Here is a 25,099-nt window from a genome sequence, read left to right as displayed (position 1 = left end):
ACCGCGGCCTTTGGGCCGTGTGAACACCCAACCATCCGGTTTCACACGGGCACCTTAGAGCCCTCACGCAGGAGACGACACGTCATGCTGAGCTGGGACGAGTTCGACAAAGAAGAAGACGGCGAAGTAGTTGCCAAAGGCGCCAACGCCGGCCACGCCACCGAAGCCAACATGGACCGCCTCGACGGTGCCGGCGCTGCTGCCGCCATCGAAGCCCGCGCCGTCACCGCCAATGACTCCGCCGCGATCATCCGGGCCAAGGCCGCCCTCGACAAACTCGACGTCGCCGAAGGCCTAGCCGAACTCGAAGGCTCCGCCGCCCGCGTCGCCGTTGACGAAAAGCGCATGATCAACTGCCGCGCCGACCTCAACCAACTCGTACCTTTCAAGTACGACTGGGCCTGGCAGAAATACCTCGACGGCTGCGCCAACCACTGGATGCCGCAAGAGGTCAACATGACCGCCGACATCGCCCTGTGGAAAAATCCGGAAGGCCTGACCGACGACGAACGTCGCATCGTGATGCGCAACCTCGGCTTCTTCTCCACTGCGGATTCGTTGGTCGCGAACAACCTGGTACTGGCCGTGTACCGCCTGATCACCAACCCGGAGTGCCGCCAGTACATCCTGCGCCAGGCCTTCGAAGAAGCGATCCACACCCACGCCTACCAGTACTGCATCGAATCGCTGGCCATGGATGAAGGCGAGATCTTCAACATGTACCACGAGATTCCATCGGTCGCCAAAAAGGCTGCCTGGGGCTTGAAGTACACCCGTTCGATCTCCGATCCGAAGTTCGAAACCGGTACCGTTGAGACTGACAAAGAGCTGCTGCGCAACCTGGTGGCCTACTACTGCGTACTGGAAGGCATCTTCTTCTACTGCGGCTTTACCCAGATTTTGTCCATGGGCCGTCGCAACAAAATGACCGGCGTGGCCGAGCAGTTCCAGTACATCCTGCGGGATGAGTCGATGCACCTGAACTTCGGTATCGATGTGATCAACCAGATCAAAATCGAAAACCCGCACCTGTGGGATGCCGAGATGAAGGAAGAAGCGACCCAGATGATCCTGCAAGGGACTCAGCTGGAGATCGAATACGCGCGTGACACCATGCCGCGTGGGGTGCTGGGGATGAACGCGGCGATGATGGAGGACTACCTCAAGTTCATCGCTAACCGTCGTCTGTCGCAGATTGGATTGAAGGAAGAGTATCCAGGCACCACCAACCCGTTCCCGTGGATGAGCGAGATCATGGACTTGAAGAAAGAGAAGAATTTCTTTGAGACTCGTGTGATCGAGTATCAGACTGGTGGTGCGCTTAGCTGGGATTGATTCCTTAGCCAACTGAATAGCCCTGACTTGTTCAGGGCTTTTTTGTATTTGCAGAGTGCCAAATCCTACAGTCTCGTAGGAAATTTCGTAGACGTGCTAGTGGCCACTCAGTATCGTCCGAGGACTTTCTACCCTCGGCGACTGTATGGATATTACAAAAGACAGCATCGACTGGAGCGACGAGGAATTAGCCGCGGCAGTCGAGACCTACTTGAAGATGTTGGCGTTGGAGAAGAGCGGCCAACCCTTTAATAAAGCCCATGAAAACCGATTGCTACGTCAGGGACCAATCGCAGGTCGTACAGAAGGCTCCATCGAGTTTCGCATGCAGAATATCTCTGCGGTTCTGGTCCAAATGGGCCTGTATCGGATCAAGGGGTACAAACCTGCAAATAACGTGGGCTCGGGAGTAGAACAACAGATTCGCAAAGCCCTCACTGCCCTTCGTATATTTGAATCAGATGAAACAGCGCAAACTGCAGATGAACAAACCCTCGTCCGCCGAGCATCCAAGCTACTGCAGCAGCCCATCGAGAAGGTGCCGGACGGAATTGCGAAGCCACAGAAAGTGTCCATTGTCGGTACGGCTTTTGTTCGCGATCCCAAAGTACGCGCTTGGGTATTGAATGAGGCCAATGGCATTTGCGAAGGCTGCGGTTCAAACGCTCCCTTCGAAGTGGATGGCTTGCCATTTCTTGAAGTACATCACGTCAAGCACCTCGCCCAGAAGGGTTCGGATCGCATCACCAATGCTGTAGCCTTGTGCCCGAATTGCCATCAGCGTTGTCACCGATCAAGTGACCGCGGTGACTTCACCAAAGGGCTTTACTCGAAAATCGAAAGATTGAAAGAAGAGTAAACTTCTGTGGTCACAACTGATGTATTACCAAAATTACGAGATAGGACCGAGACCCGCCCGTGAACCCAGACATGCTCGAATCCGGCCCCTTGGATGCCAAAGTACTCTCCGTCTTTGACTTCGACGGCACCCTGACCCACCACGACAGCTTCGTGCCGTTCCTGAAGTTCGCCTTTGGTAAAGGCGAATTCGTGCGCAGGATGGTGAAGCTGGCCGTACCTGGCGCGCAGTTTGTGTTGCGCGTGATTAGCCGTGATGAGCTCAAGGCGCAGTTGATCCGCACCTTTATGACCGGCGTGGACAAGGCGTGGGTTCAGCAGAAAGCGGAAGCGTATTGCCAGGCGTATTGGAACAAGCTGATGCGCCCAACCGGGCTGCAATCGGTGGCCGATGAGGTGAAGTCCGGGGCCGTGGTGACGCTGTGTTCGGCATCGCCAGCGTTGGTGTTGCAGCCGTTTGCGGATCGGCTTGGGATCCGGTTGATCGGCACTGAGCTTGAGGTGGTGGACGGGGTGTTGACGGGCAAGCTCACGGGGAATAATTGCCGGTGCGAGAACAAAGTGCTTCGGCTTGAGGCGGTTTATGGGGATCTGGGGGAGTATCGGCTCAGGGCCTGGGGTGATACGCGCGGGGATCGGGAGTTGTTGGCGGCGGCGCAGGATGCGCATTTTCGGCATTTTCATGCGAAGAAGAAACGAATCAAGCAACGCTGAATCGCCTGGACGACCTATCTGTGTGCGCTGGATTGACTGCCTTAGGCGGCGATCCAGTTTTCCACGATCAAGCCATTCACTCGCTTGAACTCACCTTCGTTGTTAGTCACCAAGACCAATCCTGAGCTTCTGGCGTGGCCCGCGATGTGCAGGTCATTTACGCCGATTGGAGTGCCCTTCTTTTCGAGATCGGAGCGGATCGAGCCGTAGTGAAAAGCGGCCTTGTCATCGTAGTGAATGACGTCAAGCCGGGAGATGAAGTCCTCCACCGCCCGAGTATTTTTCTCAACAAACTGGCTTTTTTCGGCCCCGTGCATCAATTCCGCAAGGGTGATCGAAGAGATCACCATACGACCTACATTCGCATTGAATTTTTCCAGTATTTCCATAGGCCGACGCTTGATGATGTAGATCACGATGTTCGTATCAAGCATGTACTTAATCATCAAAGGACTCTCGCTCTTGCTGGGTTTGGTCGGCGCGCTCCTCCATAAAATCATCAGATACCGATTCGCTTGCAAGGAAAAAGCTGTCCCAAGTGTTTTCAACCGGCGAAATAATCAGTTCGCGCCCCACGGCACGCACCTCTACAGTTTTCACCCCAGCGGGAAAACGCATATCAGCAGGGATGCGGATATTTTGTGTACGGTTATTGGTGAAGATCGTTCCAGTAGACATAAGGAACACCTCTCTAGGCATGGGAAGACAGGTAAGAATGATAGTTTGCAGATGCTCTATTGCATAGCTCTATAGCAGCTACCCGACAAGCGTAGCCGAACAGGTAGCTGTTGGTAGCGGCGCAGGAAGCGCATTTTCATGCGAAGAAGTTGGGCAAGTTGCGGCGGTGATGCGGGTGGATAGGGTCTGCGGGTAGACCGAGTTGATCCCATCGCAGCCTCGCTGGGGCTCGACAGCTCCCACAGGGGATCTCTGTAGGTTCTAAGGGTGGTGGGAATTCATTAGATTGGCGCTTTGAGGTCCACGCCTAGTGCCGTTGCGAAGGCTTTGACCAGCGGGCTTCGTGGGGCGTTGTGGCGCAGGATGAGGTTGAACGCTGTGCTCAGGTGGATCTGCTCCGGGCATAACACGCGCAGGCGCCCTTCCTTCACCAGCGGCGCGGCGTAGTGTTCCGGAAGGAAGCCCAGGAAGCGGCCGGTGAGGATGAGGATGGCGACGGCTTCTACCTGTGAGGCCGAGGCGGACTGGCTGTCGTAGCTGACGAAGTTGGCCTTGTCGCTGTGGATCGCGTAACGATGGTTGACCACTTCATGCTGGCGCAACACATCTGCGTTGATATCACTCGCTTCAAACAGCGAATGCCCGACGCCGCAGTACGCGTGGGACTTTTCTTCGTACAGCGGGAAATAATCGAATTCTTCCCGGCGCTGGTACACCGGGACGATGCCGACAATCAGCCGCCCTTCCACCACGCCCCGCTCAACTTCGTCCAGTTGCGAGGCATGTAGGCGTAATCTTATTTTTGGCGACTCTGTATGTAATCTTCCCAGCGCGTTAATCAACGGTGAATTAACGTCGGAGACGGTGTTATCAATAACGCCCACACTAAGGTCGCCGATCAGTTCGTTCTGTGCCGAACTAAGCTTGTCCCTGAAACTGTCTACCGAGGCAAATAATTCAATGGACGCTTGATAGACTAATTTGCCTTCTTCGGTCAGGCCAAACCCTTCCCGCCCTCGCGTACACAGGCGCATGCCGATGCGAATTTCCAGGTCGGAAATCTGCTTGCTGATCGCCGCCAGGCCCACATTCAGCTCGTTCTGCGCCGCGCTGAAGCCGCCCGCTTCGACCACAGCCTTGAACACCCGCAGCAATTTGAAATCCAGGCCGCTGAGTTGCAGGGGCGGTCTTGTGCCGGGTTTTGGCGGTATGTTTCCAGAATTGGAAAGTGGGGTTTCCATAATACGTGTTGACCTCAAGTGCCATATTCAACAGGCTTTGACCTACTCCATGAACATCGCCGGGCGGCAATAATGAACATACTTAACCGCCCTTGGCAACCTTGAATATAGCGGGTTGAACAGCTTTTACCGGCTGATTTAACGCCCATAAAAACCTGACACTACGATCAGGACTTTTCGTTTTGCTACTGCCCTCCGAATCCATAAGGCCAAGCCACGTCCATCGGGCTTGTCACTTCTAAAAACAAGCGTGAGGAACACCATGTCTCAGCCCACCGATCGCCTATGGGGTGCTCGTTTCAAGTCCGGCCCGTCTGCTGCTTTGGCGGCGCTGTCCCGTTGCCCCGAGCGCTATTTTCGCCTGACGCCCTACGACCTCGCCGGCTCCCGGGCCCATGCCCGTGAGTTGCAGCGCGCCGGGTTGCTGGATGAGTCGGAAACCTTGCGCACCCTGGAAGCGCTGGACCGCATCGGTGAGGACTTTGCCGCTGGCCGCCTGCACCCGACGCTGGATGACGAGGATGTGCACACGTTCATCGAGCGGGTGTTGACCGAGCGTTTGGGCGCCCTGGGCGGCAAGTTGCGCGCGGGGCGTTCGCGCAATGACCAGACGGCCAACGATTTGCGCCTGTTCCTGCGGGACCACGCGCGCACCATCACCACCGAGGTGTTGGGGTTGCAGCAGGCGCTGGTGGACCAGGCCGAGCAGCATATCGAGAGTATCTGCCCGGGCTTCACCCACTTGCAGCAGGCGCAGCCGATTGCGTTCGCCCATCACTTGCTGGCCCATGCGCAATCGATGCTGCGGGATGTGCAGCGCCTGGTGGATTGGGATGCGCGTACGGCGTTGTCGCCGCTGGGTGCTGCAGCGATGGCCGGCTCGGCGATTGCGCGCCAGCCGGAGCATTCGGCCAAGGAGATGGGTTACACCGGGCCGTGCGAAAACTCGATTGATGCTGTAGCCAGTCGCGACCACGTGGCGGAGTTTCTGTTTGTGGCGGGCATGCTCGGGGTGAATATTTCGCGGCTGTCGGAGGAGTTTTGCCTGTGGTCGTCGCGGCAGTTTCGCTGGGTGCAGTTGGACGATGCCTACGCCACCGGTAGCTCGATCATGCCGCAGAAGAAGAACCCGGACATTGCCGAATTGGCGCGGGGTAAAGCGGGGCGGTTGATTGGCAACCTGACCGGGTTGATGTCCACGCTCAAGTCCTTGCCGCTGTCGTACAACCGCGATTTGAGTGAAGACAAGCACAGTGTGTTGGACAGCGTGGATACGTTGCTGCTGGTGCTGCCGGCGATGGCCGGGATGGTCGCGACGATGAAGGTGCAGGTGGAAGAGCTGCGGCGTCAGGCGCCGATGGGTTTCACATTGGCAACTGAGGTGGCGGATTGGCTGGCCACTCGTGGTGTGCCGTTCAAGGAGGCCCATGAGATTACCGGTGCCTTGGTGCAGGCCTGTGAGAAGCATGAGATTGAATTGTGGGAAGCCTCGCCGGCGTTGTTGGCGGAGGTGGATACGCGGCTGACGCCGCAAGTGCGTGAGTGCCTGACCCTGGAAGCGGCGATTGCGGCGCGCAGTGGTTGGGGCGGTACGGCGCCGGATCGGGTGCGGGAGCAGATTGGGCGGTTGAAGGTGGCTCTGGCTGCGCAACAGAAGTGGGCAGAAAACTACACCGGCTTTCGAATTTAAAGATCGTTCCCACGCTCTGCGTGGGAATGCCTCTTGTGACGATCCGCGTCACGCTTTGGGGACGCAGAGCATCCCTTGCTGCATTCCCACGCAGAGCGTGGGAACGATCAGTGTATTCAGTTGTTTTGGAGAGTCACCATGAAACAAACCCCGGCAGAGCGCTTGCAAGCCGAGCGCCAGCAGACCGAGAACCAGTTCGATATCACCCAGTACGAGCATGTGCCGCGTCGCTATTACGGGCGGATGTTTTTTGCCACGTTGATCGTGATCGCACTGGCTGCCTTGCTGCGTGCATTCGCCAACGGCCAGATCGAATGGTCCTACATCGGTCAGTTCCTCACGTCCGAGGCGATCATCTGGGGCCTGGTGAACACCATCATCATGTCGATCCTGGCGATGGCGCTGGGCGTGGTGATCGGGGTGATCACGGCGATCATGCGCATGTCGGCCAACCCGATCCTGCGCTACGTGGCCATCACCTACACCTGGCTGTTCCGGGGTACGCCGCTGATTCTGCAACTGCTGTTGTGGTTCAACCTGGCGCTGATTTTCCCGGTGATCGCGATTCCCGGCCTGTTCAGCATCGATACCGTGGACCTGATGACGCCGTTCGTGGCCGCCCTCCTCGGCCTGAGCATCAACCAGGGTGCCTACACCGCTGAAGTGGTGCGCGCCGGCCTGTTGTCGGTGGACACCGGCCAGTACGAAGCCGCCAAGTCGATCGGCATGCCGAGCCTTCAGGCGCTGCGTAGGGTGATTCTGCCCCAGGCGATGCGGGTGATCATTCCGCCTGTAGGCAACGAGTTCATCAGCATGGTGAAAATGACCAGCCTGGCGAGTGTGATCCAGTACTCGGAGCTGCTGCACAACGCGCAAAACATCTACTACGCCAACGCCCGGGTCATGGAGCTGCTGATTGTTGCCGGCATCTGGTACTTGGCGGTGGTGACTGTTCTTTCATTCGGTCAGAGCCGCCTTGAGCGTCGTTTTGCCCGCGGCGCCGGCAAGCGTTCGTAAGCCCTGACTGAGGAGATTTGCCCCATGAGAAGCATCGTCAAGGCCGTGAACCTGAACAAGTACTACGACCAGTATCACGCGTTGCAGGACATCAACCTGGAAGTCGAACAAGGCGAAGTGCTGTGCATCATCGGCCCGTCCGGTTCCGGCAAAAGTACCCTGCTGCGCTGCGTCAATCAGCTGGAAAAAATCGACAAGGGCGGCCTGTGGGTCGATGGCGAACTGGTGGGCTACCGGGTCGTCGGCAACAAGCTGCACGAATTGAATGAATCACAGATCGCCCGTCAGCGGTTGGCCACCGGCATGGTGTTTCAGCGCTTCAATCTGTTCCCGCACATGACTGTGTTGCAGAACATCATCGAGGGCCCGTGCCAGGTGCTCAAGCGCTCGCCAAAGGAAGCCACCGAGGACGCGCTGGAGTTGCTGGCCCGCGTCGGCCTGGCGGACAAACGCAATGCCTACCCGGTGGAGTTGTCCGGCGGCCAGCAACAACGTGTGGCAATTGCCCGTGCGTTGGCGATGCGCCCCAAGCTGATGTTGTTTGACGAACCCACGTCAGCCCTCGACCCGGAGCTGGTAGGAGAAGTGCTGTCGGTGATGCGCGATTTGGCCACCACCGGCATGACCATGATTGTGGTCACCCATGAGTTGGGCTTCGCCCGCGAAGTGTCCAACCGCATGGTGTTTATGGATGCCGGCCAGATTGTGGAAGCCGGCAGCCCGGAAGAAATTCTAATAAGCCCACAAAACCCGCGTACCCAAAGCTTTATTTCTGCCGTTCGCACTTAACTAAAAAACTAACGAGAACGCCCCCATGAAAAATCTGTTTCTTCCAAGTTTGCTCGTAGGCCTGATGGCCTCCACTTCGGTTTTGGCGGCATTGCCGGCAGCGATCAAGGACAAGGGTGAGATCAGCGCGGCCATCGTGCCGAACTACCCGCCGATGGATTTCAAGGACACCGCCACCAACAAGCTCACCGGCCTGGACTTTGACCTGGGCAACGCCCTGGCCGAGCGTTTGGGGGTGAAGATCAAGTGGCAGGAAACCGGCTTCGAACAAATGCTCAGCGGCCTGACCACCAAGCGCGTGGACATTGTGCTGTCGGGCATGACCGACACTGCCGAGCGTCAGAAGGCGGTGACCTTTATCGACTACTTCACCAGCGGCCCGCAGCTGTACACCCTGGCCAAGCGTGAAGACCTCAAGGAATTGACTGACCTGTGCGGTAAAAAAGTCGGCACCAGCCGACGTACGACCTGGCCGTCGGAAATTGCCGCATGGAGCAAGGAAAACTGCGAGAAGGCCGGTAAGCCAGCCATCGTAGTGATTGGCACTGAGGGTTCGGCGGATGCGCGGGCACAGTTGCAGCAGAACCGTCTGGATGCGGCGATGCAAGGCAGTGAAACCATTCCTTACCTGATGTCGCTGGACAAAGGTAAATACAAGCCGGTGGGCCTGGCGATTTCCAAGCAGTTCACGGGGCTTGGGATTGAGAAGAGCAATACCGAGTTGGTCACGGCCATCAGTGAGGCGTTGCAGGGCATGATTGATGACGGGACGTACGGCAAGATTCTGCAGAAGTGGGATCTGGAGCAGGGTGCGGTGGAAAAAATCAGCATCAATGCCGGCCAGTAACTCGATCTAAATGTGGGAGCGGGCTTGCTCGCGAATGCGGTGGATCAGCCAGTACAGTTGGCACTGACACACCGCATTCGCGAGCAAGCCCGCTCCCACACTGGATCTTCATCGCCTTGAAAAAAGAATAAGGACATCCGCCCCACCGTGGCCACATACTCCCTGGTAATCCGCCGCCTGATGATCTGCTCGGTGACCATCGTCGTCAGCCGCGCCATGACCAGCCCATTGCTCGCCCTGTTGCTGAGCACCCGCCTGGGCCTCAACCAGCAAGACATCGGCTTGCTGATGGGCATCGCCGTCTTCATCGCCACCCTGCTGGGCCTCTACGGTGGCTACATCATCGACCGCCTGGAAAAGCGCAAGCTGCTGATCCTGGCGATGCTTTCCAGCTCCATCGGTTTTCTGTTGCTGACCTTTGCCAGCAACCTGTACCTGACCACCCTGACCCTGGTGATCACCGAAGCCGCTTCGGCGCTGTTCCTGATCGGCTCCAAGGCGATCATCAGCGAGAACCTGCCGGTGGGCCAGCGGGCCAAGGTGTTTTCCCTGCGCTACACCCTGACCAATGTCGGCTACGCCACCGGCCCGATGCTCGGCGTGGTGATTGCCGGGCAGATGCCCCTGGCACCGTTCCTGATCGCCAGCGCGATTGCCTTTGGCAGCCTGTTCCTGATGATCGGCATCCCACCGACCCAGCGCGACGACAGCAACAAACCCTTAAGTTTTCTCAGCACCCTGAGGACGCTGCGCAGCGATCGCACCTTGATCCTGTTCACCAGCGGCAGCCTGTTGAGCACCATTGTCCACGGGCGCTACACCCTCTATCTGTCGCAATTTCTGCTGGTGGCCTACAAGCCGGAGAACGCGCTGAAAATCCTCTCTGCGGTGCTGGCGTGCAACGCGATCACGGTGATCCTGATGCAGTACCAGATCGGCCGCTTCCTCAAGCGTGAACAACTGCGCTACTGGATCGTGCTCGGCACCTCACTGTTTATTGCCGGGTTGATCGGCTTCAGCATGGCGGACGGCCTGGTGTCGTGGTGTGTCGCGATGTTTGTGTTCACCCTCGGGGAGATGATCATCTACCCGTCCGAGTTCCTGTTTATCGACACCATCGCCCCGGACGCCCTGCGCGGCAGTTATTACGGCGCACAAAACCTGGCGGCATTTGGCGGCGCCTTGAGCCCGGTAATCTGCGGCTACCTGCTGATCAATGCATCCCCCGCCTCGATGTTCTATGTACTGAGCGGGTTGACGGCAGTGGGTGGCACCTTGTGTTTCCTGAGTGGCCGGCGTGTGGTGGTCCGTGCGTAATTTCTACTGATATTTGCTCGATATCCCGCTATTAATAGCGAAATCTCTCACGGACCCGAGCCCCATGAAATTCGACACGGCCTACAGCCTGAGTCTCGACGACAAGCTGTCGATCTATGACGTGCGCGACCTGAATTTCGACGAAACCGCCGCCTTCGATTCCGACAAGGACAGTTTCCTGTGCCCCAACGACGAATGCCGGGCGGCGTTTGCGGCGGGCAATGTGTTGGGCACGTTCAATGCAAAAAACGTCAATTACCTGCGTACGCCCCACTTCAAGAACATCCCCAGCACCCGGCATATCGAGGGTTGCCGTTACGCCAGTCGCCCTGCCGGAAAAGGCGAATCTGAGGATGGGCCGGAGGAAAACTTTCCGTCGGAATTTGTCCTGACGCGGCGCCAGTACGAACGCAAAACGCCGGTCATCGGTGCTGAGGGTGGCACCGCACAAGAGCCGCCGAAAACGCCGGCAACCCGCAACGCCTTGTCTCACAGCTCAAGCGACACCACCCCGGACAAGACCAGCGTCTTTGCCCACCCGGTGGAATGCTACGTGTCGAATATCGGCGACAAGGACAAGCTCAAAAGCATGCCCTTGAAGATCGGCGAGCACACCGCGACCTACTGGACGTTTTTCAAGAAGATCGAATACCTGCAAGACAATAAAGGCCTGATCTACTGGGGCAAGATCAAGGAGATCAAGGACTACACCAGCAGCTTTCGCATCGACTTCGAAAAGAAAGCCTGGCTCGACAAGAAGCCCTACTCCATCAATGTTTACCTGAGCAAAAAACTGATCGAGAACTACCGCAAGCGCAAGGCGTTCCTGGAGCAGATCAAGGCCGCGGTGGACAGTGATCGAGCGCTGTATTGCTTCTTCTACGGGGTAACGCCGGAGCTGAAACAGGTGCCAAGCAAGAAAAACCCCGAGCAGACGTTCGGGGTATTCAGTGCCAATATCGAGAACCTGGATCACCTGATTATTCGCGAGGCGCCGGGGTTGGGAGAACGGTAATGCGATTCCAGGTCAGGCCCTTCGGCTGAATAAACGGTACTTTTCACGTGCAAGTGCGGCGCCCGCAGGGTCCAAGCCGCCTACCGTGACCAACCAGTGAATCAGCATTTCCTCATCCGGTAAATGAAGCCCCTTCACATCTTTCAAGCTTCGAGGCGTATGGTTGATTCGAGCGTCGTAATGCAGAGCGCTCCAAGGCATTGCAACAAGATCCACGCCTTCTGCGTCCATCTCAAAACTCCGCAATATTTCGTTGATTTGAGTCTGCGCACTCCGATCACCCCGCTGCTGTAGAGAGTACGACTCGACCAAACTGACGAATTGCTGCTCAGGCACAGACGGATCAACCAAATCCAAAACATCAGACTTCAAGGCGAGATCCAAAACACCACTCATCCACCGATTAATAAAGGTGCGCACGAAGCCATCGGCGTCGGCTTTTTTCATATCAAAAAACAGCATGCAATAGCGGGTTTTCAGATGTATCGCCAACAGCACATGTTTACGTTGCACCGTCGCGGCATGGACCAGCCACTGATGAGGGTCGGCGTACAGGTCATCGCCCTGGCGCTCTTGTGTCGGCGGTTTTTGAACCAGGGTAATTTTTTTGCCTTTGTGAACCCGGCTAAAAAAATTACCAGCCGCCTGCGTACAATTAAAACTAAGCATCAAGATATTTCCTGAATATTCTGACTGAAGTCTAAGACAAGACTCAGTCGCCTTGTACGTGTGCAGCAACCCACTCGATTTCGTAACGCTGCCTGACCGCGTAGCCGATAGCGCTCAATGTCTCTTCGCTTAATACCGACAACTCTGAATCACTCAACAAATCATGCCTGATCATTTGCGCAAGGCTCTCGCGGGCTTTCGAACGACTGTAGAGATCAAACATTCGGACGACATCGTTATCGCGATCTCTGGTGAGGCTATACAGCGTCCTGTACCGAGCCTCGGCAGAAAGCGTTTCGCGCTCGCTGATGGTCTTTGCATCAGCCAGTACGCCTAGGTAAAAGCGTTCAAGCGCCAATGCCCTGAGGACCTTGAACTTCTGCCAATCGCTTTCGGAAATGGACATGACATCCCCCGGTCACTTTCTTTTGAATAGAGAAGTAACCCTAGCCTGCGGCTAAAAGAACGCAAAATCCACTTGCGTCAGACCAGCATGCTCACCATCACCACGCCCAACAACCCGATATACACCCGCGCATGCAGTGCATCCGGGATGCGACCGATCCACGGCGTGGCCAGGCGAATGCCCAGCAGCGAGCCCAGGGTGAGGATGGCGAACGCCAGCAAATCGACATAGCCGACATACCACGTGCCCAATTGCACCTTGGCGAATCCCGCCATGAGCATGTAGGTAAATGTACCGGCCAGCGCCACCGGCACGCTCAGCGGATTAGCCATGGACGTGGACTGGGACATGCTCAAGCCACAACGGCGTAACAGCGGCACGGTCATCACGCTGCCGCCCACCCCCAGGAAGGTCGCGATCAGGCCAATGGCGATGCCGCCGCCCGTCACTTCCATGCCGCTCAGGCGTCGTGGCTGGAGCCTGTCGTCCTGGCTGAGAAAGCCCCTGCGCAACAGACAATCGACGATGGTGACGGCCAGGTAGGCGATAAAGGCGTACCGCATGAAATCGCCGCTGGCGAACATTGCAGCCCCTGCCCCCAGCACGGCGCCGCCCCCGATGTACCCGCCCAACGGCCACAGGTAATGGCGAATCAGATTACCTTTGCGCTGGTGTTTTCCGGTGGCAAGCAGCGCGTTGACGATCATCACGCAGGTCGAGGTGGCGACCGCGATATGCATCGCTGATTCACTCACGCCCGCGTCGTGGCTGAGCTTGAGCATGCCGTACAGCAACGGCACCACCACGAACCCGCCACCGAAGCCGAACAGCACAGCGGTCACGCCGGTCATGCAGCCGAACAGTGCCAGTAATAGATAGAACATCGAGAATCGCCTTCAGTATCAGGGAGAGCTGTCGACGATAGAGATTCAAGGCTTGGCCCGCTTGCGCATGTCGGCCAATAATGTGCGAGATATTGCCACTTCCGGGATCAGCTCCATGCGCAACGTTTCCATCGCTCAGCTCGACCTGACCCCGCGAACGGTCGTGGCAATCGGCACCGACTATCCCCACGGCTATCTGCTCAAGCGCCACAGCCATCGGCGCGGCCAGTTATTGTATGGCGCCACCGGGGTGATGCAAGTCAGCACCCAGCAAGGCAACTGGGTTGTGCCGCCCCAGCGCGCGGTGTGGATTCCCGCCCAAGTGCCCCATGAAGTGCTGATGCTCGGCGTGTCGACGCGCAGCCTGTATATCGAACCGCACGCCGTCACCGACTTGGGCACCGACTGCCACGTCATCAACGTTTCCCCCCTGATGCGCCAGCTGCTGATGGAGGCGGTGGAGCTGCCGCTGGAATACGACGAGGCCGGGCGCGACGGTGCGCTGGTCAGCCTGCTGTTGCATGAACTGGCACGCGCCACGCACTTGCCCCTGCATATCCCGCTGCCGGAGGACCCTCGCCTGCTTGCTCTGTGCCTGGCGTTTCTGCAGCGGCCGGACGTGCACCAGTCACCGGTTCAATGGGCGCAACAATCGCACCTGAGCCTGCGCACCTTCAGCCGGCATTTTCGCCAACAAACCGGCCTGAGCTTCGTGCAGTGGCGCCAGCGGGCCTGTGTTGTGCAGGCCTTGGCGCGGTTGGCCAGCGGTGCAAGCGTCACCCGGATCGCCCTGGACCTGGGCTATGAAAACCCGGCGGCATTTTCCAGCATGTTCCGCCGGGTGCTGGGCCAGTCACCGAGCACCTACCTGGAAGGGGCGAAATAGAGCGGCGGCAGCGCTATCGGAAAATCCAGTTGATGAGCGGTCAAAACAACTGTACAAAAACACAGTATAGTTTGCCCTCCCCCCGTCGAACCTGGAGAAAGTCCATGTCCTCTCTGGCAATGAGCAGCACCGTAGAACAGCAGATCGTCCTTCATCAATTCACCCCACGGCACAGCGTCCAGGCCCGCCTGATGCTGGGCTGGAGCCGGGAAGACCTGGCCCGGGAAGCGGATGTGGAAGTGGACGCCCTTCAACGTTTTGAAAGCCATGGCGATGTGGACGATGAAGTCCGCCTGAGTGTGGCGTTTCGCCTGGAGGCTGAAGGGTTGGTGTTTTTCCCGGGCTTTGCGCCGGGTTGGGGGATGAATGTGCGGGGCTCTTTGCCACTGTCGTCAGAGCATTCAGTGCTTGAAACGGTTGAGTAAGATTTCTCTTCGCGCTGACGCTTATCCCTATTTAGGTATATCCTCTCATGAGTTCATGGAAGCCACTCCTCTGGGTGGGCGGTAGCAAGAAAGATCTGCAGCAAATGCCTGGGCCTGTTCAAGATGTGTTTGGCTTTGCGCTCCACCTCGCCCAAGGAGGAGGCAAGCACTCACAGACCAAGGCATTGAAAGGGTTTGGCGGTAACGCGGTACTTGAGGTGGTGGAGGATTTCGACAGCAACACTTATCGTGGTGTGTATACCGTCCGTTTCGACTCAGCTGTTTATGTCCTTCATTGCTTCCAGAAAAAGTCGACGAAAGGCATCGCTACAGCACAGCACGACATACAACTGATCAAACAGCGACTCAAGGCGGCGCAGGATCATGCACAAGCATCACAACGCGATTGAGATCGAAGAAAGCACCGGCAATGTCTATGAAGACATCGGGCAGCCCGACGCCAGTGAAATGCAGGTCAAGGCACAGCTTGCGACGAAGATTGGTGAGATTCTCAAGGCACGTAGCCTCACTCAGGCACAAGCCTCCGTCATTCTCGGTTTATCCCAACCCAAGGTGTCTGAAATGCTGCGTGGCAGGTTTCGGGGTATCAGTGAAGCCAAAATGCTTGAGTGTTTGTCGCGCCTGGGGCGCGATGTGCAAATCGTTATTACGGCTGCGCCAGCTTCACGTACTCAAGGACGTATTGAAGTGCTATTCGCCTGAGTTGCCCTAGGTTCTGGCTCCCGCAAGTTCACGCCTGCAACTGCAACGCCCGACGGATCATTTGTGGCGGTTGGCCAAACGCTCGCAGGAAGGCTCGACGCATGCGCTCCGGGTCACCGAAGCCCGTCTCCCGGGCGACAACGTCGATGGAGTGGCTGCCGGATTCGAGCATCAACCGGGCGGCTTCAATGCGCAGGTGTTCTACCGCCTTGGCCGGCGATTGCCCGGTTTCGGCGCGGAACAGTCGGCTGAACTGACGCGGGCTGAGGTGTGCCGCTTGCGCCAGTTGTTCTACCGAGAGGTCCTCGTGCAAGTGCCCTTTGGCCCACGCCAGGGCGGTTTGTACGCGGTCAGACTTTGGGTCCAGTTCCAGCAACGCCGAGAACTGTGACTGGCCACCGGCACGGCGATGGTAAACCACCAGTTTTTTCGCCACGTCGCGGGCCACTTCCACGCCCAAATCGTGCTCGACCAGAGCCAGGGCCAGGTCGATGCAGGCGGTCATCCCGGCAGAGGTCCAGAGCGGGCCATCGACGGTGAAGATCCGGTCTTCCTCCAGCTTCACATTGGGGTAGCGCTGGCGAAACGTCATGGCGTGGTACCAGTGGGTGGTTGCCTTGCGCCCTTCCAGCAGGCCGGCCGCTGCCAGGTGGAACGAACCGGTGCAGGCCGATGTAACCCGGCGCGACGCCGTCAATGATGCTTGCAGGTACTCCACCATGCCAGGAGTGGGCTCAAGTAGTTCGTTGTCCCCCAGCACCAGGATCGTGTCGTAGACCTGCTGCCCGAACGCCAGGCTATCAATGGCAAAGCCCATGGAGCTTTTTATCGGCCCGCCATGCTCCGACAACAAGTCCACGCGGTAGAACGGTCGCCCCACCACGAAGTTGGCAAATTCGAACACGCTGCTGGTGGACAGGCTGAGCACCTGGAAACCGGGAAAAAGCAGAATACCGACGGACACCATGGCCAAACCTCATGTCTCTAAAGGAGGGATATATGACATTGCAGCCATCACATTACACCCATAATCTTGGTTCCAACAAGGCCGATCCCCTCCCCGGCCCATTTGGAGCAACTGCCATGTCGCAACACAAAGGTTATGCCCTGATTACCGGTGCCTCGTCAGGAATTGGTGCGGTGTATGCCGACCGCCTGGCCCGTGCCGGCTACGATCTGATTCTGGTGGCCCGCAACCAGCAACGTCTGGAGCAGTTGGCAACACGCTTGAAAGCCAATACCCAGCGTGACGTGCAGGTGATAGCGGCCGATCTCAATCTGCCAGCCGACTTGGCGCGAATCGCCCGGATCGCGCACGAAGACAGCCGTATCAGCCTGCTGGTGAATAACGCCGGTGTGGGCGCCACGGCTTCGCTGCTGGAGTCGGATGCCGACAAAATGGACGCGATGATTCTGCTGAACGTACTGGCGCTGACCCGCCTGGCCAAAGCCGCGGCAACCAACTTTGTCGCCCAGGGCCGTGGCACGATTATCAATATCGGCTCGATTGTCGCTCTCGCTCCCAAAGTGCTGAACGGCGTGTATGGCGGTACCAAAGCGTTCGTGCAGGCGTTCAGCGAATCGCTGCAGCATGAGCTGAGTGACAAGGGCGTAGTGGTCCAGGTGGTGCTGCCAGGCGCTACCGCCACGGAGTTCTGGGACATCGCCGGCCTGCCTGTGAACAACCTGCCGGAAGCCATGGTGATGACCACCGAAAATCTGGTGGACGCCGCCCTGGCAGGCCTCGCCCAAGGCGAAGCCGTGACGATTCCGTCCCTGCCGGACAGCGCCGATTGGGACACCTACGAAAGCGCACGGCTGGCCCTCGGCCCGAACCTGTCGCACCGTGAACCCGCCGCTCGTTATGGGTTGAAGTAATCCGGACTAGCGCAGGCCGGGTGTAAACGCAGGCTTCCTGATTGCATGGGAGGCCTGCTCATACCCGTAGGCGACCGACAGCAACGTGGCTTCGCTCAAATTTGCCCCATAAAAGTGAACGGCCGTTGGCATCCCTTCATCATCCATTCCCGATGGCATGGAGATACCGGGATAACCGGCCACTGCCGAGTAGTAGTAACTGTACGAGTGAAAATTGGACACTATTGCGTCAAGCTTATGCTCGGCCAGCGGCTTATCGATGGTGCTTTTGAAAATCGGGCCGATGGCAGTCCATAACTCATTGCGCGCCTCATCACTGATATCCATCCCGTTGATCATGGTGAGCATCTGTTGATCCGGCACACCCGGACCGCTGTTGCGCTCGTTGAATTCAATCAGCTCAGCCAGCGACTTCACCGGCAAGCCTGCCCGTCCGGCCAGGTAGGCTTCAAGCTGGTGTTTAACGTCCGATAACAACGCGTCGTTATATTGTTCATGGGTTTCGTACGGGACGCCCTCACCCAGTTGACCCACGGGTACCAATGTCGCGCCCTTGCCCCGCAGCAACGTAATGGCGTCCTCGAAGTGCTGCCTGTCGGCTTTTTTCGCCGGGTCGTTGGCATCTTCTGCTGATAACTCAGGCAACGGCGTATAGCCGATGCGCTTGCCCACCAAGGCGTCAGGCTTGATTCCCTGGGTGTAGCGGTTGGTATCCGTCATCGCATCCAGTGCTTGCGCCGCATCACGTACGTTACGGGTGAAGGTGCCCACCGTGTCCTGGCGGGAACTGGTCATCACCCCTTCAGTGCTCACTAACCCTTCGGTCGGTTTGAAACCAATAACACCGTTGTAAGCCGCCGGCGTAATGATTGAACCATTGGTTTCGACCCCCAATGCCAAGGGCACAATCCCTTGAGCAACGGCTACCGCAGAGCCCGTACTCGAGCCCGCCGCCTGGCCATCCAGCCGATGCGGGTTGAGGGTCAAGCCGCCCCTGGAGCTCCAGCCATCAACCGGAGCCTCAGAGCGAAAATTGGACAATTCGCTCATGTTGGTTTTTCCAATAATCACAACGCCAGCCTTCAGCAGGTTGTCCACCACCCTGGCGTTCCTTGAAGCGGGCCTGCCCACCAGCGCCATGGAGCCACCGCTGGTCTGCATCTTGTCGCCGGTTTCGAACACATCCTTGAGCGCTATCGGAACGCCATGCAAAGGCCCGCGCACTTTGCCTTCGGCCCGTTCCAGATCCAGCGCACGGGCTTTCACACGAGCGTCAGGATTGATTTCAATGAATGCATTGCCGCCCTGCAAGCCCTTGTCCATGTTGGCGATCAGCTTCAGCGAATCCCTCACCACCGAATCGGAACTGGCCCCATTGGGCCGGGTCATGGCCGCCGCCAAATCGTCGGCACTCCTGTAGGCCTGTGGCGGATTCACCACTGCATCGAAAAGCCCCGCTGCCCATCCCGCGCCCAAACCTGGTCCGATCATAAATACTCCCCGCCTGCCTGAATGTTGGGAATACCGTTCGATATCCCTGCCTCAGTCTAAGAAGCGAAATACTCGATGACTCGGGGGCAACTCTTACCGCGGCGTACGATCACTCTCCCCATGGCGTAGGCCCTTAATGCCGCCCTAGAACCTGCTGACAACCTCGCACCAACGCCGCCAGACGATCTCTGGACCAGTGCGCACCATAGAACCAGACGACCCTCGACACCCCGTCGACGTCGGTGCCCGCGGGCACGCTGAAGCGTGGGTTATCGGCAGTCGCTGCTTTGTGGAAAGCAACACCTTGCGCATCCGCCACCACCCCATCCAGGCGGTTTTCCGTGACCCGGTCGTTAATCTCATTGCCGGGGTCCAGGGTGAAGTGACGTGTGTCATCGGTCACCCGCGCCGTCACAGGCACCAATTGCGCACCGGCTGCACGCAGTACGTCCAGTACCCGGGCAAAGTGCGAGCTGTGTTTGGCGGGTTTGCGCACATCACCGGTAACGTACTCGCTGGCAAAACCAATACGGCTGCCAGCCAAGGGCGGTGTGTTGATCAGATGACCCGGATCAGCGACGGGTGGAATCTCCACCATCACCCGCCCCTCAGGGTCGACACCGCTGAGGGCAATCAGTGATAACGCGGGATCGCGCACGCTGTGCATCATGGGGCCAGGGAGGTCGAGCCTGGGGCCGTAACCGCCCGTGGAGCCGAACTCCAGGCCGCCCTGGCGAGTGGCCGAATTGACGATCATACCGGCCGCATGACTGCCAAACACAACACCCTGGCTGGCAGTGGAGGCGCAAGGCTGGGGAGTACAACTGTCCACCGATCCTGAAGGCTTGAACAGGCAGCGCACGCCCGGCCCCGTGACCTTCCTACTCTTATCGTCCATACACTCCCACGCCCCGGAATAAAGTTTCGAGGCGTGATTGCATCCCTTCAGCGAGGTGGATGTCTGTCGGAAATGGCTGGTTATGGCTCGTTCAAAATCCCTGAGCGCGCGATCAGACGGTGATTATCCGTTGACGTGCGCTTCACTGCCCTGATGCTCGACTTCCAGCCACCAGGCCTGCCCGCGCTCCGGCTGGTTGAGCATGAACGCCTGCCCCATCGCCGGTGTGGTGATCGACACGTTACGCTCCCATGCCAGCGCCATGATGCGGTCGAAGGGTTCGTGCCACGCATGAAACGCCAGGTCGAACGTGCCGTTATGGATCGGCAGCAGCCAGCGGCCCTTCAAGTCGATGTGCGCCTGCAGGGTTTCTTCCGGTTGCATGTGCACGTGGGGCCAGTCGACGTTATAGGCACCCGTCTCCATCAGGGTCAGGTCAAACGGGCCGTACTGCTCGCCGATACGCTTGAAGCCCTCGAAATAGCCGGTATCACCGCTGAAGAAAATTCGCCGTGAGCCGTCGATCATCACCCACGAACACCACAGCGTCTGGTTGCCATCGAACAGGCCGCGCCCGGAAAAGTGCTGGGCCGGCGTGGACACAAAACGAATCCCGTCCACTTCAGTGCCCTGCCACCAATCCAGCTGCCGCACCTTGCTGGCATCCACGCCCCACTTGACCAGGGTATCGCCCACACCCAGCGGCGCGAGGAAATAGCGGGTCTTGTCCGCCAGTTGCACCACCGCCTTGTGGTCCAGATGGTCGTAGTGGTTGTGGGAAAGAATCACCGCCTCGATCGGCGGCAGGTCCTCAAGGCTGATCGGCGGCTGATGGAAACGCTTGGGGCCCGCCCAACTGAACGGCGAAGCACGCTCGGCGAACACCGGGTCGGTCAGCCAGAACTTGCCGCGCATTTTCAGCAGCACGGTGGAATGGCCGAGGCGGAAAACGCTATGGTCCGGGGCGGCAAACAGTTGCTCGCGAGTCAGCGGCTGCACCGGGATCTCACCCACCGGGCGCGTGCTGCGGGGCTTCTGGAAGAGCATCTTCCACATGATGCCCAGGGTCTTGCCCAAGCCGCCATGCTGGATGGGCTTCTGATTGGTGAAGTGACCTTGATGCTGTTCGGAAGACTTGGGCGCTGTAGAAGAACTGTCGAGACGGGTTGAGATCGTGGCCATTACCGAGGAACTCCTGCAGACTGCTCTAAAAATTACACTGCACAGTGTAGTTTCTAGATTGCAACAAAACCGGGAGCAAGTAAACTACCGAGTGTAAGTTTCCCTTCAGAGCCGAACTCCCACCATGACTGTACCCCTGCGCCTCACCGACCGTAAACGCGAAGCCATCGTGGCAGCCGCCATTGCCGAGTTTCGTGACAACGGGTTCGAGGTCACCAGCATGGACAAGATTGCCGCCACGGCGGGGGTTTCCAAGCGCACGGTGTACAACCACTTTCCGAGCAAGGAAGAGCTGTTCGCCGAGATCCTGCATCAACTGTGGGCCAGCAGTGTTGCGCAACTGGACGTCAGCTACGCCAGCGACCGCCCGCTGCGAGAGCAACTGCGCGGGTTGCTGCAGGCCAAGATGACGATGATGTCGGACGCCAACTTCCTCGACCTGGCCCGGGTCGCGATTGCCGCCACCATCCACTCGCCGGAACGTGCCCAGGACATGGTCAACCGCCTGAGCAAGCGTGAAGAAGGCTTCACCCAATGGGTGCGCGCCGCCCAGGAAGACGGCCGGCTGAGCTGCACCGACCCATGCTTCGCCGCCCACCAGGTGCAAAGCCTGCTCAAGGCCTTTGCCTTCTGGCCACAGATCACCCTCGGCCAGCCGACCCTGGACGCCGACGCCCAAGCGAACGTCATCGAGTCAGCCATCGACCTGTTCCTCGCAGGCTATGAGGTCGTGCCGCAGCACTGACCTGTTGCAGGAACGACATCCAAGGTCGTTTTTATCTGATTCGCCGCGTGTCCTTTGCAAATGGCCTGGAAGGACACTGATTATTCCCACGCGAATAACTGACAATATTCACACGTATTATCCGACCAGTGGTTTTCCCGATCACGTGTGCCGTCGTACCTGCAAAAAAAGAATCGACCCAGGAATCTATGGAAAACCAACGAGGCAAAGGGCTGTCATTTGCCAGACGTATCTACAGGCCAAGGATCATCGGCCTGGGCATCGGCTGCATCAGCGTCATCGCCGCGCTCTACCCACTGCAAATGCCAGGCTGGGTCTGGGCGTTGCTGCTGTTCAATGGTTTTGGCTGGGCGCACCTGGCCTATCAACTTTCGACCCGCTCCGATTTCCCCTACAAGGCGGAACGGCGAAACCTGCTCTACGACTCACTGCTCGGCGGGTTCTGGGCGGCGACTACACAATTCACGCCACTGACGGCCGTGACCATCCTGTCGATGATGACCATGAACAACGTCGCCGCCGGCGGCAAACGCCTGTTCCTCCACGGCATCGTGGCGCAACTGGCAGGCATCGGCGTGTCCTGGCTGCTGTTTGGCATCCACTTCAATCCCGACGTCAGCCTGGTCCAGGTCTACGCCTGCCTGCCGATGCTGACCCTGTATCCCATGGCGCTGGGCATGGTCTGCTACCGCCTGGCGATCAAATTGTCGGAACACAAACGCGCCCTGAGCGCCTTGAGCCGCACCGACAGCCTCACCGGCCTGCTCAACCACGGTTCGTGGAAAGACCTGCTGCACCTGAAGTTTCACAAGTGCCAGCAACAACATGGGAACGCCACCATCGCACTGATCGACATCGACCATTTCAAGCAGATCAACGACAGCTATGGGCACATCATCGGTGACCAGGTTCTGCGCCAACTAAGCCTGGAACTTCGACGCAACCTGCGGGCAAACGACCTGGCCGGGCGATACGGCGGCGACGAGTTCTGTGTGATTCTTCCGGACATGCCCATGGAACAGGCCGCGCAAGTCATGGAACGCATGCGCGAGGTGTTCAGCAATTACCGCAACCCGGAAATCCCCGAACTGCGGGTCAGCCTGAGCATTGGCCTGGCGTCTTTCCAGAGCACCTTCACCGACGCGGCCATGTGGCTCAACGCAGCGGACCGCGCGCTGTACGCGGCCAAGGACACCGGCCGTAACCGAGTCAATATCAGCGACTATGTGGTCGCCCATTCCGCCTGAATCCCGCCCTCTGCATCTCGTCTGAATTAAACGCGCCCGTCGCCGACCGATAGCATAATGCCGCCATTGGTCGACTGGGATAGAACTTCTTGCCGGCCATACGACTCAGAACCCGCTGTTCCACCCCGCTGCCAGCACAAGGAAGCTGGCAATGAGCACGTTTGCCGTATGGCCAGGCCTTACGGTGGCAGGCGCCCCCATGGATACCCCTGACGCTTGCTTCCCCCGAGCACACGACCATGCTATTCAACGCCCATAAAAAAACCATCAGTACCCTGCAAGCCACCCTTGCCCAGCAAGCCAGCCTTCTCGACGCCATCGACCGCTCAATGGCGGTGATTGAATTTGATCTGCAAGGCACGGTCCTGCGGGCCAACGAGAATTTCCTCAAGGCCATGGGCTACACCGCCGACCAAGTCGTGGGCCAGTCCCACCGCCTGTTCTGCACCCCGGCCTTTGCCCGCAGCGCCGAGTACGGCCAACTGTGGACGCAATTGCGCAACGGCCAATTCCAGTCCGGCACCTTTGAGCGCGTGACCAGCGGCGGCCAGCCGATCTGGCTGGAGGCCAGCTACAACCCGGTGCGCGACGAGTCCGGCAGCGTGGTGAAAGTGGTGAAGTACGCCATGGACGTCACCCCGAAAATGCAGGCCGAGAGTGAAGCCAACGCCAAGTTGCAGGCCATCGACCGCGCCATGGCGGTGATCGAGTTCAACCTCGACGGCACCATCATCAGCGCCAACCAGAATTTCCTGCAGCGCATGGGCTACAACCTGGCGCAGGTGCAGGGCAAGCATCACCGCATGTTCTGCACACCGGAGCTGGCCAACAGCAGCGCCTACAGCGATTTCTGGCGACGGCTGAACCAGGGTGAGCTGTTCAACGGCCAGTTCGAACGCATCGACAAAAACGGCCAGGTGGTGTGGCTGGAAGCCAACTACAACCCGGTGTACGACGCCAGCGGGCGCCTGTGCAAGGTGGTGAAATACGCCTCCGACGTCACGGCCATGGTGGAGAAACACGCGGCCGACGCGCAAAGCGCCACCCAGGCTTATCACATCTCGCTGCAAACCCGGGACATCGCCGAAAAAGGCGCCGAGGTGATCCAGCAGACCGCCACCGGCATGCGTGAGATTGCCGCCAATATCGACGGTTCTTCCGCGCTGATCGCCAAGCTGGGCGAGCGTTCGCAGCAGATCACCGCCATCGTCAACACCATTCGCGGGATTGCCGACCAGACCAACCTGCTGGCATTGAACGCTGCCATCGAAGCCGCACGCGCCGGCGAACAAGGGCGTGGCTTTGCGGTGGTGGCCGATGAAGTGCGGCAATTGGCGGCGCGCACCAGCGGTTCAACGGCCGAGATTTCGTCGATGATCGAGATGATCCAGACCGAAACCCGCCAGGCCATCGACAGCATGGACGGTACCCGCGACCGCGCCGCCCAAGGCGTGGAGCTGGCCAACCAGGCGGGTACGGTGATCCTGCAGATTCGCGAAGGCGCCAGCGAGGCGGTGCAGGCTGTGAGTGCGTTTGCCAATGAACGGGGCAACAGGTAAGCGACAGGCTTCTTCATGTGCCAGGCCGAGGGCTCGGTCTATAGTGGTGGCTTGTCTTACGCCACGGATTCGAGCCCGCCATGACCCCGGATAAACCTGAAGCCAACGTTGACCACCTGCGCTTTCATCGTAAACACGCCCATCTCGCGCCGACCTTTGGCAACGACACCTTTGCGTTGAAAGCCGAAGCCTTCGCGCGCTTCTTTGGCACCCCGACGTTCCTGGGGGCGCAAACGGCAATCGTGATTCTGTGGGTCGTGCTCAACATGACCGGCATCACGCACTTTGACGTCTACCCGTTCATCCTCTTGAACCTGGCGTTCAGCCTGCAATCGGCCTATGCCGCCCCCTTGATTTTGCTCGCCCAGACCCGCCAGGCCGCACGGGACAAGGCCCAATCCGACGCCGACGCCCAGCACCGCGAAGCCCTGGCCGTGGCCAACACCGAACGCCAGGCCCAGGCCGCGCAGACCACCAAGCAACTGCTGGAACTGTTGGAGCAGAACACCAAGCTCACCGAGATGACCAAACAACTGACCGAACGCATCGAAGGGCTGACCAGCGAAATGCACGACCAATTCGTGCGCAAGACCTGACCCTCCCAC

The 25,099-nt window shown here is 58.5% G+C and carries 28 protein-coding genes; 18 read left to right on the top strand and 10 right to left on the bottom strand.

Annotated elements, in window-relative coordinates:
- Positions 1–84: 84 nt before the first annotated feature.
- The 3 genes from HYE77_RS12330 (at position 85) to HYE77_RS12320 (ending at position 2,907) form a co-directional block, all read left to right on the top strand.
- Complete coding sequence (locus tag HYE77_RS12330; protein ID WP_102651166.1) at positions 85–1,335, top strand: ribonucleotide-diphosphate reductase subunit beta; 1,251 nt, start codon at positions 85–87, stop codon at positions 1,333–1,335.
- 145 nt (positions 1,336–1,480) lie between these two features.
- Positions 1,481–2,194: an HNH endonuclease gene (locus HYE77_RS12325; protein WP_177054593.1), complete on the top strand. Its 714-nt coding sequence runs from the start codon at positions 1,481–1,483 to the stop codon at positions 2,192–2,194.
- 71 nt (positions 2,195–2,265) lie between these two features.
- Positions 2,266–2,907 carry an HAD-IB family hydrolase gene (locus HYE77_RS12320; protein WP_177022215.1) on the top strand — a complete coding sequence of 214 codons (642 nt, stop codon included), beginning with the start codon at positions 2,266–2,268 and terminating at the stop codon, positions 2,905–2,907.
- 41 nt (positions 2,908–2,948) lie between these two features.
- Here the strand turns inward: HYE77_RS12320 and HYE77_RS12315 are convergent, their stop codons facing one another.
- The 3 genes from HYE77_RS12315 to HYE77_RS12305 form a co-directional block, all read right to left on the bottom strand.
- Positions 2,949–3,353, bottom strand: coding sequence for a type II toxin-antitoxin system VapC family toxin (locus tag HYE77_RS12315; protein WP_026077784.1), 405 nt, complete (start codon positions 3,351–3,353; stop codon positions 2,949–2,951).
- Positions 3,346–3,585 (bottom strand): type II toxin-antitoxin system VapB family antitoxin, encoded by a 240-nt coding sequence (gene vapB, locus HYE77_RS12310; protein WP_008432930.1) that lies wholly within the window; start codon positions 3,583–3,585, stop codon positions 3,346–3,348. Before vapB ends, HYE77_RS12315 begins: the two co-directional genes overlap by 8 nt.
- Before the next feature lie 281 nt (positions 3,586–3,866).
- On the bottom strand, positions 3,867–4,826 hold the full coding sequence (locus tag HYE77_RS12305; protein ID WP_177068831.1) for a LysR family transcriptional regulator: 960 nt from the start codon (positions 4,824–4,826) through the stop codon (positions 3,867–3,869).
- A 262-nt stretch (positions 4,827–5,088) separates the two neighbouring features.
- Between HYE77_RS12305 and argH the strand changes: the two genes are divergently transcribed.
- From argH to HYE77_RS12275, 6 genes are all read left to right on the top strand, one after another.
- Positions 5,089–6,516: an argininosuccinate lyase gene (gene argH / locus HYE77_RS12300; protein WP_177068830.1), complete on the top strand. Its 1,428-nt coding sequence runs from the start codon at positions 5,089–5,091 to the stop codon at positions 6,514–6,516.
- A 138-nt stretch (positions 6,517–6,654) separates the two neighbouring features.
- Positions 6,655–7,533, top strand: coding sequence for an amino acid ABC transporter permease (locus tag HYE77_RS12295; RefSeq protein WP_003211504.1), 879 nt, complete (start codon positions 6,655–6,657; stop codon positions 7,531–7,533).
- Between the two features lie 24 nt (positions 7,534–7,557).
- Positions 7,558–8,322 carry an amino acid ABC transporter ATP-binding protein gene (locus HYE77_RS12290; protein ID WP_003211502.1) on the top strand — a complete coding sequence of 255 codons (765 nt, stop codon included), beginning with the start codon at positions 7,558–7,560 and terminating at the stop codon, positions 8,320–8,322.
- A gap of 25 nt (positions 8,323–8,347) precedes the next feature.
- Positions 8,348–9,169 (top strand): ABC transporter substrate-binding protein, encoded by an 822-nt coding sequence (locus tag HYE77_RS12285; protein ID WP_102605193.1) that lies wholly within the window; start codon positions 8,348–8,350, stop codon positions 9,167–9,169.
- A gap of 147 nt (positions 9,170–9,316) precedes the next feature.
- Complete coding sequence (locus HYE77_RS12280; protein ID WP_003211499.1) at positions 9,317–10,486, top strand: MFS transporter; 1,170 nt, start codon at positions 9,317–9,319, stop codon at positions 10,484–10,486.
- A 64-nt stretch (positions 10,487–10,550) separates the two neighbouring features.
- A complete protein-coding gene (locus HYE77_RS12275; protein WP_177049579.1) occupies positions 10,551–11,501 on the top strand; it encodes a hypothetical protein in 951 nt (316 codons plus the stop codon).
- A 12-nt stretch (positions 11,502–11,513) separates the two neighbouring features.
- On the opposite strand, the gene HYE77_RS12270 is transcribed toward HYE77_RS12275, so the two are convergent.
- From HYE77_RS12270 to HYE77_RS12260, 3 genes are all read right to left on the bottom strand, one after another.
- Positions 11,514–12,170, bottom strand: coding sequence for a hypothetical protein (locus tag HYE77_RS12270; RefSeq protein WP_177068829.1), 657 nt, complete (start codon positions 12,168–12,170; stop codon positions 11,514–11,516).
- A gap of 43 nt (positions 12,171–12,213) precedes the next feature.
- Entirely contained in the window at positions 12,214–12,576 is a 363-nt protein-coding gene (locus tag HYE77_RS12265; protein ID WP_003211495.1) for a hypothetical protein, read from the bottom strand.
- A 77-nt stretch (positions 12,577–12,653) separates the two neighbouring features.
- Positions 12,654–13,460, bottom strand: a complete 807-nt coding sequence (locus tag HYE77_RS12260; RefSeq protein WP_177068828.1) for a sulfite exporter TauE/SafE family protein — start codon at positions 13,458–13,460, stop codon at positions 12,654–12,656.
- A gap of 115 nt (positions 13,461–13,575) precedes the next feature.
- Between HYE77_RS12260 and HYE77_RS12255 the strand changes: the two genes are divergently transcribed.
- From HYE77_RS12255 to HYE77_RS12240, 4 genes are all read left to right on the top strand, one after another.
- On the top strand, positions 13,576–14,346 hold the full coding sequence (locus tag HYE77_RS12255; protein WP_023659240.1) for a helix-turn-helix transcriptional regulator: 771 nt from the start codon (positions 13,576–13,578) through the stop codon (positions 14,344–14,346).
- A gap of 104 nt (positions 14,347–14,450) precedes the next feature.
- On the top strand, positions 14,451–14,771 hold the full coding sequence (locus tag HYE77_RS12250) for a helix-turn-helix transcriptional regulator (protein WP_134327182.1): 321 nt from the start codon (positions 14,451–14,453) through the stop codon (positions 14,769–14,771).
- A gap of 47 nt (positions 14,772–14,818) precedes the next feature.
- Entirely contained in the window at positions 14,819–15,181 is a 363-nt protein-coding gene (locus tag HYE77_RS12245) for a type II toxin-antitoxin system RelE/ParE family toxin (RefSeq protein WP_003211487.1), read from the top strand.
- Positions 15,156–15,494, top strand: a complete 339-nt coding sequence (locus tag HYE77_RS12240; RefSeq protein WP_003211485.1) for a helix-turn-helix domain-containing protein — start codon at positions 15,156–15,158, stop codon at positions 15,492–15,494. The genes HYE77_RS12245 and HYE77_RS12240 overlap by 26 nt, the downstream gene beginning before the upstream one ends.
- Before the next feature lie 28 nt (positions 15,495–15,522).
- Here the strand turns inward: HYE77_RS12240 and HYE77_RS12235 are convergent, their stop codons facing one another.
- Positions 15,523–16,461, bottom strand: coding sequence for a GlxA family transcriptional regulator (locus tag HYE77_RS12235; RefSeq protein WP_008432938.1), 939 nt, complete (start codon positions 16,459–16,461; stop codon positions 15,523–15,525).
- 116 nt (positions 16,462–16,577) lie between these two features.
- Here HYE77_RS12235 and HYE77_RS12230 point away from each other — a divergent pair, with 116 nt between their 5' ends.
- Entirely contained in the window at positions 16,578–17,372 is a 795-nt protein-coding gene (locus HYE77_RS12230; RefSeq protein ID WP_008432939.1) for an SDR family oxidoreductase, read from the top strand.
- Between the two features lie 6 nt (positions 17,373–17,378).
- Here the strand turns inward: HYE77_RS12230 and HYE77_RS12225 are convergent, their stop codons facing one another.
- From HYE77_RS12225 to HYE77_RS12215, 3 genes are all read right to left on the bottom strand, one after another.
- Entirely contained in the window at positions 17,379–18,761 is a 1,383-nt protein-coding gene (locus tag HYE77_RS12225; protein WP_256347215.1) for an amidase family protein, read from the bottom strand.
- A 235-nt stretch (positions 18,762–18,996) separates the two neighbouring features.
- Positions 18,997–19,761, bottom strand: a complete 765-nt coding sequence (locus tag HYE77_RS12220) for an amidase family protein (protein ID WP_177068827.1) — start codon at positions 19,759–19,761, stop codon at positions 18,997–18,999.
- Positions 19,762–19,884: 123 nt separating this feature from the next.
- Positions 19,885–20,943: an MBL fold metallo-hydrolase gene (locus HYE77_RS12215; protein ID WP_177068826.1), complete on the bottom strand. Its 1,059-nt coding sequence runs from the start codon at positions 20,941–20,943 to the stop codon at positions 19,885–19,887.
- A gap of 124 nt (positions 20,944–21,067) precedes the next feature.
- On the opposite strand from HYE77_RS12215, the gene HYE77_RS12210 reads away from it, so the two are divergent.
- The 4 genes from HYE77_RS12210 (at position 21,068) to HYE77_RS12195 (ending at position 25,090) form a co-directional block, all read left to right on the top strand.
- Complete coding sequence (locus HYE77_RS12210; protein WP_003211473.1) at positions 21,068–21,688, top strand: TetR/AcrR family transcriptional regulator; 621 nt, start codon at positions 21,068–21,070, stop codon at positions 21,686–21,688.
- Between the two features lie 188 nt (positions 21,689–21,876).
- Positions 21,877–22,935: a diguanylate cyclase gene (locus HYE77_RS12205; protein WP_003211472.1), complete on the top strand. Its 1,059-nt coding sequence runs from the start codon at positions 21,877–21,879 to the stop codon at positions 22,933–22,935.
- 239 nt (positions 22,936–23,174) lie between these two features.
- Positions 23,175–24,494 (top strand): PAS domain-containing methyl-accepting chemotaxis protein, encoded by a 1,320-nt coding sequence (locus HYE77_RS12200; RefSeq protein ID WP_102605200.1) that lies wholly within the window; start codon positions 23,175–23,177, stop codon positions 24,492–24,494.
- An 80-nt stretch (positions 24,495–24,574) separates the two neighbouring features.
- Positions 24,575–25,090, top strand: coding sequence for a DUF1003 domain-containing protein (locus tag HYE77_RS12195; RefSeq protein WP_003211469.1), 516 nt, complete (start codon positions 24,575–24,577; stop codon positions 25,088–25,090).
- The last annotated feature ends 9 nt before the right edge of the window (positions 25,091–25,099 follow it).

The sequence above is a fragment of the Pseudomonas sp. IPO3774 genome, from assembly GCF_013386835.1.
Lineage (GTDB): Bacteria > Pseudomonadota > Gammaproteobacteria > Pseudomonadales > Pseudomonadaceae > Aquipseudomonas.
This window is presented reverse-complemented; position numbering and strand designations above follow the sequence as displayed.

Excerpts from the sequence above, each read along its gene's own strand:
- HYE77_RS12220 (WP_177068827.1), bottom strand. The coding sequence starts at position 19,761 with ATGGACGATAAGAGTAGGAAGGTCACGGGGCCGGGCGTGCGCTGCCTG.
- HYE77_RS12290 (WP_003211502.1), top strand. The coding sequence starts at position 7,558 with ATGAGAAGCATCGTCAAGGCCGTGAACCTGAACAAGTACTACGACCAG.
- HYE77_RS12205 (WP_003211472.1), top strand. The coding sequence starts at position 21,877 with ATGGAAAACCAACGAGGCAAAGGGCTGTCATTTGCCAGACGTATCTAC.
- HYE77_RS12285 (WP_102605193.1), top strand. The coding sequence starts at position 8,348 with ATGAAAAATCTGTTTCTTCCAAGTTTGCTCGTAGGCCTGATGGCCTCC.
- HYE77_RS12250 (WP_134327182.1), top strand. The coding sequence starts at position 14,451 with ATGTCCTCTCTGGCAATGAGCAGCACCGTAGAACAGCAGATCGTCCTT.
- HYE77_RS12230 (WP_008432939.1), top strand. The coding sequence starts at position 16,578 with ATGTCGCAACACAAAGGTTATGCCCTGATTACCGGTGCCTCGTCAGGA.
- HYE77_RS12315 (WP_026077784.1), bottom strand. The coding sequence starts at position 3,353 with ATGATTAAGTACATGCTTGATACGAACATCGTGATCTACATCATCAAG.
- HYE77_RS12235 (WP_008432938.1), bottom strand. The coding sequence starts at position 16,461 with ATGGTGTCCGTCGGTATTCTGCTTTTTCCCGGTTTCCAGGTGCTCAGC.
- HYE77_RS12225 (WP_256347215.1), bottom strand. The coding sequence starts at position 18,761 with ATGACCCGGCCCAATGGGGCCAGTTCCGATTCGGTGGTGAGGGATTCG.
- HYE77_RS12210 (WP_003211473.1), top strand. The coding sequence starts at position 21,068 with ATGACTGTACCCCTGCGCCTCACCGACCGTAAACGCGAAGCCATCGTG.
- HYE77_RS12265 (WP_003211495.1), bottom strand. The coding sequence starts at position 12,576 with ATGTCCATTTCCGAAAGCGATTGGCAGAAGTTCAAGGTCCTCAGGGCA.
- HYE77_RS12255 (WP_023659240.1), top strand. The coding sequence starts at position 13,576 with ATGCGCAACGTTTCCATCGCTCAGCTCGACCTGACCCCGCGAACGGTC.
- HYE77_RS12260 (WP_177068828.1), bottom strand. The coding sequence starts at position 13,460 with ATGTTCTATCTATTACTGGCACTGTTCGGCTGCATGACCGGCGTGACC.
- HYE77_RS12270 (WP_177068829.1), bottom strand. The coding sequence starts at position 12,170 with ATGCTTAGTTTTAATTGTACGCAGGCGGCTGGTAATTTTTTTAGCCGG.
- vapB (WP_008432930.1), bottom strand. The coding sequence starts at position 3,585 with ATGTCTACTGGAACGATCTTCACCAATAACCGTACACAAAATATCCGC.
- HYE77_RS12295 (WP_003211504.1), top strand. The coding sequence starts at position 6,655 with ATGAAACAAACCCCGGCAGAGCGCTTGCAAGCCGAGCGCCAGCAGACC.
- HYE77_RS12245 (WP_003211487.1), top strand. The coding sequence starts at position 14,819 with ATGAGTTCATGGAAGCCACTCCTCTGGGTGGGCGGTAGCAAGAAAGAT.
- HYE77_RS12195 (WP_003211469.1), top strand. The coding sequence starts at position 24,575 with ATGACCCCGGATAAACCTGAAGCCAACGTTGACCACCTGCGCTTTCAT.
- HYE77_RS12200 (WP_102605200.1), top strand. The coding sequence starts at position 23,175 with ATGCTATTCAACGCCCATAAAAAAACCATCAGTACCCTGCAAGCCACC.
- HYE77_RS12325 (WP_177054593.1), top strand. The coding sequence starts at position 1,481 with ATGGATATTACAAAAGACAGCATCGACTGGAGCGACGAGGAATTAGCC.
- HYE77_RS12330 (WP_102651166.1), top strand. The coding sequence starts at position 85 with ATGCTGAGCTGGGACGAGTTCGACAAAGAAGAAGACGGCGAAGTAGTT.
- HYE77_RS12215 (WP_177068826.1), bottom strand. The coding sequence starts at position 20,943 with ATGGCCACGATCTCAACCCGTCTCGACAGTTCTTCTACAGCGCCCAAG.
- HYE77_RS12305 (WP_177068831.1), bottom strand. The coding sequence starts at position 4,826 with ATGGAAACCCCACTTTCCAATTCTGGAAACATACCGCCAAAACCCGGC.
- HYE77_RS12240 (WP_003211485.1), top strand. The coding sequence starts at position 15,156 with ATGCACAAGCATCACAACGCGATTGAGATCGAAGAAAGCACCGGCAAT.
- HYE77_RS12275 (WP_177049579.1), top strand. The coding sequence starts at position 10,551 with ATGAAATTCGACACGGCCTACAGCCTGAGTCTCGACGACAAGCTGTCG.
- argH (WP_177068830.1), top strand. The coding sequence starts at position 5,089 with ATGTCTCAGCCCACCGATCGCCTATGGGGTGCTCGTTTCAAGTCCGGC.
- HYE77_RS12320 (WP_177022215.1), top strand. The coding sequence starts at position 2,266 with ATGCTCGAATCCGGCCCCTTGGATGCCAAAGTACTCTCCGTCTTTGAC.